Here is a 6,226-nt window from a genome sequence, read left to right as displayed (position 1 = left end):
CAGGAATTTATCGCCCAGATGTTGGGCACGCGCCGTTCTGGCGTCACGGTGGCGGCTGGCACCCTCAGCAAAGCGGGAACGATTCGCTACAGCCGTGGCAAAATCACCATTCTCAATCAAGGCGACTTGGAAGCGATCTCCTGCGAGTGTTATGGGATTATCAAAGCCGAGTTCAGTCGGTTGCTTAACACTGAACACAGTTAGATGGAGTTACACAAATGCAGCTAGCTTCTTGGAAGCAGACACTCCGTACTCCAATTCCAAGGTGGCAAAGATTCCAGCATCCTCAGCTTCTTGCTCGGTTTTCCCAAATGCTTTCGCCTACTGTGCTTCTAGGGCATGAACATAATCGTCGCCAAGAGCATGGACAGATTCAACAGCAATATTGCGGAGTAAGCGAGCGAGCGAGCGCAGCACCCAGTCCCGATCCAACGCCTACAATTACGGCAACTTTGAAGAGATTTAATCAGTTCTAACCTCATTGATTGGTAGCCTTACCTCAAGAACACCTGGAAAATAATTACGATGACACAACTGCGTGCCTTGATTTTTGACATTGATGGAACGATGGCAGATACCGAGCGAGATGGTCATCGCGTTGCTTTCAATCGTGCCTTTGCTGAAGCTGGTTTCGATTGGGATTGGTCAGCTGAGCTGTATGGAGAGTTACTTGAGGTTACGGGGGGAAAGGAACGCATTCGCTTTTACTTGGAGCAGTATCAACCGGATTTCGAGCCACCGACTGACTTGGACAAATTTATTGCCGACATTCATGCGACCAAAATCAAATGCTTCCAACAATTGGCGGCTGAGGGGGCTATGCCGTTGCGCGTAGGAGTGAAGCGATTGATAGAAGAAGCCCGAACTCAAGGAGTTCGCTTGGCGATCGCAACAACAGCTTCATGCCCCAATGTTACTGCCTTATTGGAACATACCCTTGGAGCCAATAGCCCTGACTGGTTTGAGGTAATTGCCGCTGGTGATATCGTTCCTGCCAAAAAACCAGCACCAGATGTCTATCAATATGTCCTACAGATGATGGATTTAGAGGCCCAAGATTGCCTTGCGATTGAAGACTCGTACCAAGGTTTAGAAGCTGCCTGCCAACTAGGTTTGAAAACGGTGGTTACGGTCAACGAATACACGCAAAACCAAGATTTTTCCGGTGCCATACTGGTATTAAATCACCTGGGAGAACCAGAGCAACCCTTTAGTGTTCTTGCTGGTGATGCTGGAGATGCAAGTTATGTCGATATAGCATTGGTACAGCGTCTCCACGATCGCTAACGTTTGAGAAAGCGATCGCCTTTCTCTTGATGAAACAGGACAAGGAGAATGTGCTGCACATCGGATAAAGACAGGTTCAAGTGAAGGTGGACAAACTTGTACAGTGCCAATTTAAATGACATCGAGACAATTTCGTGTCGCCAAGCAAAACTTTCCTATGTCAGGGTTACAGAGAGAGTTTGCTAATGATAAATCTTAACTTTCCTTGCATCTTTTTTTAAATTCTGGGATATTGAATTGAAAAAACTAATTCAGATAGAAACTTATGGCAACTGAGCAAGAGCTTCAATCTCTTTTTAATACCTTGGATGGCGACCAAGATGGCAAAGTATCGAGTAATGAGCTTTATTTAAGCCCTGCGTTAAATGCAGTCATTTCAGCAGAAACAGGTACTAGCCCCCAGGTACTGCTAGCGACGTATCACGATGAAGAGGGTAATATTACCTTTGAAGACTTGAAACAAGCTGTTAAGAAAGCAGGGAATTTAGAATAAGCGCGAGCGCACATTCAGCAGCGATTGGAATAGAGACACTTATCCAAGTGGATGAGTGTCTTTCCTGATAAAGGTTTCAGCAATTCGAGAGCAGAAAGTAATCGCTGACTACCAAGGATAAGAACTTGCTTCTTATCCTTCCAATTCGCAGGGATTTAAGCACCAATTGACATTAGGAGTGTAATGTCAAGTTCTGGTTTGGGTTGTTGAAGCATGGTTATTGAGCTGAGGATTGTTTTTGAAAAGAGACGTTTTCACAGGCAATGGTTTTCAACCCTAGCAGGTGCTAGCTTATCATCCTCTATCAAAATATCAAATTCTACTTGACTAAGACATTTGAGGTACATCTGTTCCAAATCGTTCAATACTGCACTCGCCTCAGTACCAAATTTGTAGTATTCAGTTAAACTACCCAATCGATAGTTTAACGGCTGGTAACGATGCTTGAAATATAGCTCAACGTTGCCTCTGTGTTCCCAAGTACCCAGTACCTTAAGTTCCACGGTTTTATAGTGGCAGTATAAATCCCGCCTAATTTCTACCATTTGTTCTTCAATTGTTCGCTTAGTTATACCAATTTTAGATAGAGTTTCACTATCAGTTTTTACTTCTAGATAGTACAAGCGATGCTCCAGAATTCTTTTGAGCTGAGTTCGGTAAAGCCATAAATCAATTGAACGTTCTTTCAAATCTAGGGCTTTAAGAACCTTAGCCAGTTTCACCTGACGTTCTATATCAGCTAACTTCTTAAGAGGCTGTTTCTAAAGAAAGTTAAAGCGACATGAGAGAGCGAGTCGAATCTTGGTCAAATAGAAGTTAGTAGTGCTGGTTCACGCTCATGACTCGAAAGCCTTATCCCAGTGACCTCAAAGACGCAGAATGGGCACTACTCAAACCGCTGTTGCCGCCAAACAAACCGATTGGCAGCCCACGGGAAGTGGAGTTACGGGAGGTCGTCAATGCGCTGATGTACGTTGCCGACAATGGGATCAAATGGCGAGCGATGCCCCATGATTTTCCGGCATGGGAGACGGTGTATGGGTACTTCCGGCGCTGGACACATAGTGGGGTGTGGGAGGCAGTCAATCAAGCGTTGGGTCGGCAAGTTAGGGTCGAGGCAGGTCGCGACGAACAACCAAGCTTGGGACTAATCGATAGTCAATCAGTGGAGATGGCTCAAAAAGGGGGCCTGAACACGGGGTTGATGGCAACAAAAAGGTCAAAGGACGCAAGCGGCACCTGATTGTCGATGTGTTGGGCTTAGTCGTGTCATGTTTTGTCAGTGCTGCAAACGTTGCGGATGTCAAAGCAGCGCCCGTAGTCTTAGTTCCAGCATTGGAGAACAATCCTCGCCTGGTAAAAATTCTGGCTGACCAAGGTTATCGGGGTGCGATTGCGGTTGTGTTGCAGATGGCATACGACTGCACGTTGGAATTGACTGAGAAACTGGGACAGGGCTTCGTCGTTGAACCGTGGCGGTGGGTTGTGGAACGGACATTTGCATGGCTGGAAAATGCACGGCGTTTATGTCGAGACTATGAAGAGTTACCAGAACATCACGAGGGCTTTATCTATCTGACAATGATTCGATTGATGCTGCGCCAACTCACTCAGAATCAGCGAACTCGTTAATCGTTACTCTTCTTTAGAAACAGCTTCTAAGGAGAAGTGGCTCCTGAATTTGATTAAATTCCTTTAATGGCAACGCTCCAACTGGAATCTGACCAAGTTGGGTAAACTCGTAGCCGGGAGGATTTTGATAGGGATTCTTCTGTAATAGTTTGGCTTTGATTAATGGCTTGAGTTCACCAGAGAAGGGGATGCTCCATCCGTTCTGACCGCATGATTTCCACAGGAGTTTTAGCAATTGTAGTGCCTGACCTGATAGCTCGATATTGAAGTTGTCATACAAAGGTAGGGTGGGAAACTCTCGCTTAACCGTTACGGAGCAGCAGGTTTGCCCGGTATGAGCGAAATGATGTTCTTTGACTTGGCCCTTCTTCGCAACTAATTTGACTCCACAATAGGGGCAGATTAAATCACTTTTTCCACTAGGGACATCGGCAATATTAACCAACTTATTATCAGCATTGACCCCAAACTTTAGCAGCCACACATAAGCCATATAGGAAAAACTAGCTCCTCACGGACTATTGATAGTTAACTTCGAGGGTAGGTGAAATCAGGACAATGCGCGATCTATTCTCACAATCTGGGAACGTTAGGACTATCGCAGATGAGAAGGTGTGATAAACAAACCTGTAATATACCGCTGCCTTCTGCCTTAGTCCTTAGCCTGAAGAGTAAGTGCCAATTGGCACTCCTGCTATTGCGTCGCTCGAAAGTAGGTACCAATTGGTACGGGGAAAGTGCGCTGCCAAAGTGTAGGGTTAGCGATCGCTCCGAAGACGAAGATGGTGAAGACCAACTTGCCGCCGATGGTGGCAGTTTGCAAGCTGCTGTGGTGATAACTTGGAAGAAGCTGCCTTTGCTCGTCGGCAGTTGTATGTAGCCATGACTCGCGCTTAGGATGAGTTGCATCTCTTTGGGAATGGCAATGCCACCATTTTGAATGAATTGCAGCAGAGTCAGAAATTTGAGGTGGTCAGAGATCGAGGCGCAATATTATGACTACATTTCCCGCTCGCTCTGTTCAAACATTTGGAAAAGTCACTCAAAATTTGTATCTTTAGTAGATCGAATAGGCGTTTCTGTAGCAATTGGAGTAAATTGTTTGTGATCAGCGGAGTAGCATTGCATCAAACTCCTAGTGGATGGGAGTTTGCTAGTGAAGCGGCATTGGAGAAATTTGTATGGAGCAACCTCAAGCAACTATTTGGTGTTACTCCTCTCAAACAGCAACACGTTTCTAATGGCGAAATATGTGACATTCTTGCGGTGGGTGATGACAGAGGTCTTGTCATTCTAGAGTTAAAGAATGTAGAAGAGCGGTACCTGACTCAGCAGCTAACCCGTTACTATTCAAGCCTTTTAGAAGAAAGACCATTTCTGGAAGATGTTGACTATTCTCGTCCAGTTCGGCTCATTGGAATCGCACCGAGCTATCACCGACATAACTTAATTGATAGCAAGTACAGCCGTCTTGACTTTGAGTTTTTTCATTTCTTTATCACTAAGGATGAGGAAGGGTTCCAGTTTCATCTCCAAGAGCTAGGCCAGGAATTTGTTCAAAAGAAATATCTAATTCCATATCAACCAATTGAATTATTAGGAATAGATAGTATTCCTGAACCTCCAGAACTCCTTGTTAAATGGCTAGGGGGCTGCACTAAGGAAGAACAAGAAGGCTTTCTCAGAGTAAGAAGTAAAATTCTTACTTTTAATCGATGAATGAAGGAGATGGTTGATAAAAGACTTATCCAATATGGGTCTGGAAAGACGAGACTCTGTGCAGAAATATATTTTCAGCAGAAGTCACAAAAGCCTATTCTATTTCTTTGGTTGCCCACTCCTAATACCTACTTATTGCGTAGCTCTAGAAAGGTTATAGTTGGTCGTTTACGTGTTTGGACGAATGGACAGACTATCTCTCATGTCGGTCATGTAACAGAGGGGATTGGCAAGATGAGAACGGAGCAGGAATGGGAGCAGATACTACCTGAAAAACGCCCTCATATGTTTCAAAGCTTATCAAGTAAATCGCGTACTCCGGTTGCAGTAGAGAGATATTTAGGATGTTGGAATAGTACAGAAAAGCCAGATTTTTGGGATGCCCTATCAACTTTGGCTATAGAAAAATGGTTCGAGAGGGGATAAAACGAAACGTAGTGAACAGCATCAGACCTTAAACGAATTAGCTCTGATCCAACGGTCTAGGAATTGTTGTAAATTCTCATCGGCAGGCATCCTGTTTCATCCTGGGGACTCCTGTAACGCTAGTGTGAGCGATACACGCGCTCTCTGATTGCGTCCTATTCCCAGCAATAAAAGCATCCCAATCCCAACTTTGAAGGCTACTCGCTTCCAGCTAATTTGCGGCTGTTGAGTCATTGGTTACGGTCTATAGCCTCGTTTTCTGCCTGCAATAGATTCTTCTGCATAATACCTAGAAGTTTACCGCTATCTTTCAGCTGGATTTTGAGTAGATGAATTCATAAGTGCCAATTGGCACGCGGTGCTTGACCACTAAAACTAATTGGCATTTAGAAATACCTGAAGTTCTGCCAGCCGCTTCCGAATTTCCCTTAGCTGCGATCGCAATTGAGTCAACCGATTACGCCGCTCAATTTCCACAGTGATCCGCTTGTAACCCTGATTTTTGCCTCATCCGGCGCAATCGAATCCGAAGCCACAGCGTTTTTTGGGCATAGTTTTGCCTCAATAGTGTTCGCGTTAATATTTTACCCATCTTTAGCGCGAACACATTTGCCATTGCTTCCACTGGGGTCGGCATTGAGCCACCCTAATTTTTACCCTGCCAAGTGC

13 protein-coding genes are annotated in these 6,226 nt (G+C 45.0%); 10 read left to right on the top strand and 3 right to left on the bottom strand.

The genetic code is table 11. From position 1 onward, the window contains the following. The 3 genes from NDI33_RS26025 to NDI33_RS26015 all read left to right on the top strand — a co-directional run. Positions 1–204: helix-turn-helix domain-containing protein (locus NDI33_RS26025; protein ID WP_190671946.1), on the top strand; the 204-nt coding region annotated here is incomplete at its 5' end. Positions 205–218: 14 nt separating this feature from the next. Next, the gene (locus NDI33_RS26020; protein WP_190671944.1) at positions 219–476 is read left to right on the top strand and encodes a hypothetical protein; all 258 of its coding nucleotides are present in this window, start codon (positions 219–221) and stop codon (positions 474–476) included. A gap of 49 nt (positions 477–525) precedes the next feature. Then, complete coding sequence (locus NDI33_RS26015; protein WP_190671941.1) at positions 526–1,287, top strand: HAD family hydrolase; 762 nt, start codon at positions 526–528, stop codon at positions 1,285–1,287. Here NDI33_RS26015 and NDI33_RS26010 read toward each other — a convergent pair. Then, complete coding sequence (locus NDI33_RS26010) at positions 1,284–1,409, bottom strand: hypothetical protein (RefSeq protein ID WP_277878741.1); 126 nt, start codon at positions 1,407–1,409, stop codon at positions 1,284–1,286. The two genes, NDI33_RS26015 and NDI33_RS26010, sit on opposite strands and share 4 nt — an antisense overlap. Positions 1,410–1,552: 143 nt before the next feature. Here NDI33_RS26010 and NDI33_RS26005 point away from each other — a divergent pair, with 143 nt between their 5' ends. Next, positions 1,553–1,780, top strand: a complete 228-nt coding sequence (locus NDI33_RS26005; RefSeq protein WP_190431410.1) for an EF-hand domain-containing protein — start codon at positions 1,553–1,555, stop codon at positions 1,778–1,780. A 254-nt stretch (positions 1,781–2,034) separates the two neighbouring features. On the opposite strand, the gene NDI33_RS26000 is transcribed toward NDI33_RS26005, so the two are convergent. Then, entirely contained in the window at positions 2,035–2,502 is a 468-nt protein-coding gene (locus NDI33_RS26000) for a hypothetical protein (protein WP_190671938.1), read from the bottom strand. Positions 2,503–2,618: 116 nt separating this feature from the next. On the opposite strand from NDI33_RS26000, the gene NDI33_RS25995 reads away from it, so the two are divergent. Both NDI33_RS25995 and NDI33_RS25990 read left to right on the top strand, forming a co-directional pair. Continuing rightward, positions 2,619–3,023, top strand: coding sequence for an IS5 family transposase (locus tag NDI33_RS25995; protein WP_190671935.1), 405 nt, complete (start codon positions 2,619–2,621; stop codon positions 3,021–3,023). Beyond that, positions 2,942–3,412 (top strand): transposase, encoded by a 471-nt coding sequence (locus NDI33_RS25990; RefSeq protein ID WP_347275831.1) that lies wholly within the window; start codon positions 2,942–2,944, stop codon positions 3,410–3,412. The genes NDI33_RS25995 and NDI33_RS25990 overlap by 82 nt, the downstream gene beginning before the upstream one ends. Positions 3,413–3,425: 13 nt before the next feature. Here the strand turns inward: NDI33_RS25990 and NDI33_RS25985 are convergent, their stop codons facing one another. Beyond that, complete coding sequence (locus tag NDI33_RS25985) at positions 3,426–3,905, bottom strand: competence protein CoiA family protein (RefSeq protein WP_190671927.1); 480 nt, start codon at positions 3,903–3,905, stop codon at positions 3,426–3,428. 111 nt (positions 3,906–4,016) lie between these two features. Here NDI33_RS25985 and NDI33_RS25980 point away from each other — a divergent pair, with 111 nt between their 5' ends. From NDI33_RS25980 to NDI33_RS25965, 4 genes are all read left to right on the top strand, one after another. Further along, positions 4,017–4,292, top strand: a complete 276-nt coding sequence (locus NDI33_RS25980; protein WP_190671924.1) for a hypothetical protein — start codon at positions 4,017–4,019, stop codon at positions 4,290–4,292. Between the two features lie 218 nt (positions 4,293–4,510). Then, positions 4,511–5,131: a hypothetical protein gene (locus NDI33_RS25975; RefSeq protein ID WP_348245683.1), complete on the top strand. Its 621-nt coding sequence runs from the start codon at positions 4,511–4,513 to the stop codon at positions 5,129–5,131. A gap of 9 nt (positions 5,132–5,140) precedes the next feature. Further along, positions 5,141–5,557: a hypothetical protein gene (locus tag NDI33_RS25970; RefSeq protein ID WP_190671919.1), complete on the top strand. Its 417-nt coding sequence runs from the start codon at positions 5,141–5,143 to the stop codon at positions 5,555–5,557. Positions 5,558–5,898: 341 nt separating this feature from the next. Further along, positions 5,899–6,039 (top strand): hypothetical protein, encoded by a 141-nt coding sequence (locus NDI33_RS25965; protein WP_190671916.1) that lies wholly within the window; start codon positions 5,899–5,901, stop codon positions 6,037–6,039. Positions 6,040–6,226: the final 187 nt, after the last annotated feature.

Origin of the sequence: Trichocoleus sp. DQ-A1 (assembly GCF_039961955.1) — a bacterium.
In the GTDB taxonomy this organism is placed as follows: Bacteria; Cyanobacteriota; Cyanobacteriia; order Cyanobacteriales; family FACHB-T130; genus FACHB-T130.
Note: the sequence above shows the minus strand (reverse complement) of the source record. Positions and strands in the feature narration are given on the sequence as shown.

Excerpts from the sequence above, each read along its gene's own strand:
- NDI33_RS26020 (WP_190671944.1), top strand. The coding sequence starts at position 219 with ATGCAGCTAGCTTCTTGGAAGCAGACACTCCGTACTCCAATTCCAAGG.
- NDI33_RS25970 (WP_190671919.1), top strand. The coding sequence starts at position 5,141 with ATGGTTGATAAAAGACTTATCCAATATGGGTCTGGAAAGACGAGACTC.
- NDI33_RS26005 (WP_190431410.1), top strand. The coding sequence starts at position 1,553 with ATGGCAACTGAGCAAGAGCTTCAATCTCTTTTTAATACCTTGGATGGC.
- NDI33_RS26010 (WP_277878741.1), bottom strand. The coding sequence starts at position 1,409 with ATGTCATTTAAATTGGCACTGTACAAGTTTGTCCACCTTCACTTGAAC.
- NDI33_RS25995 (WP_190671935.1), top strand. The coding sequence starts at position 2,619 with ATGACTCGAAAGCCTTATCCCAGTGACCTCAAAGACGCAGAATGGGCA.
- NDI33_RS25980 (WP_190671924.1), top strand. The coding sequence starts at position 4,017 with ATGAGAAGGTGTGATAAACAAACCTGTAATATACCGCTGCCTTCTGCC.
- NDI33_RS26015 (WP_190671941.1), top strand. The coding sequence starts at position 526 with ATGACACAACTGCGTGCCTTGATTTTTGACATTGATGGAACGATGGCA.
- NDI33_RS25985 (WP_190671927.1), bottom strand. The coding sequence starts at position 3,905 with ATGGCTTATGTGTGGCTGCTAAAGTTTGGGGTCAATGCTGATAATAAG.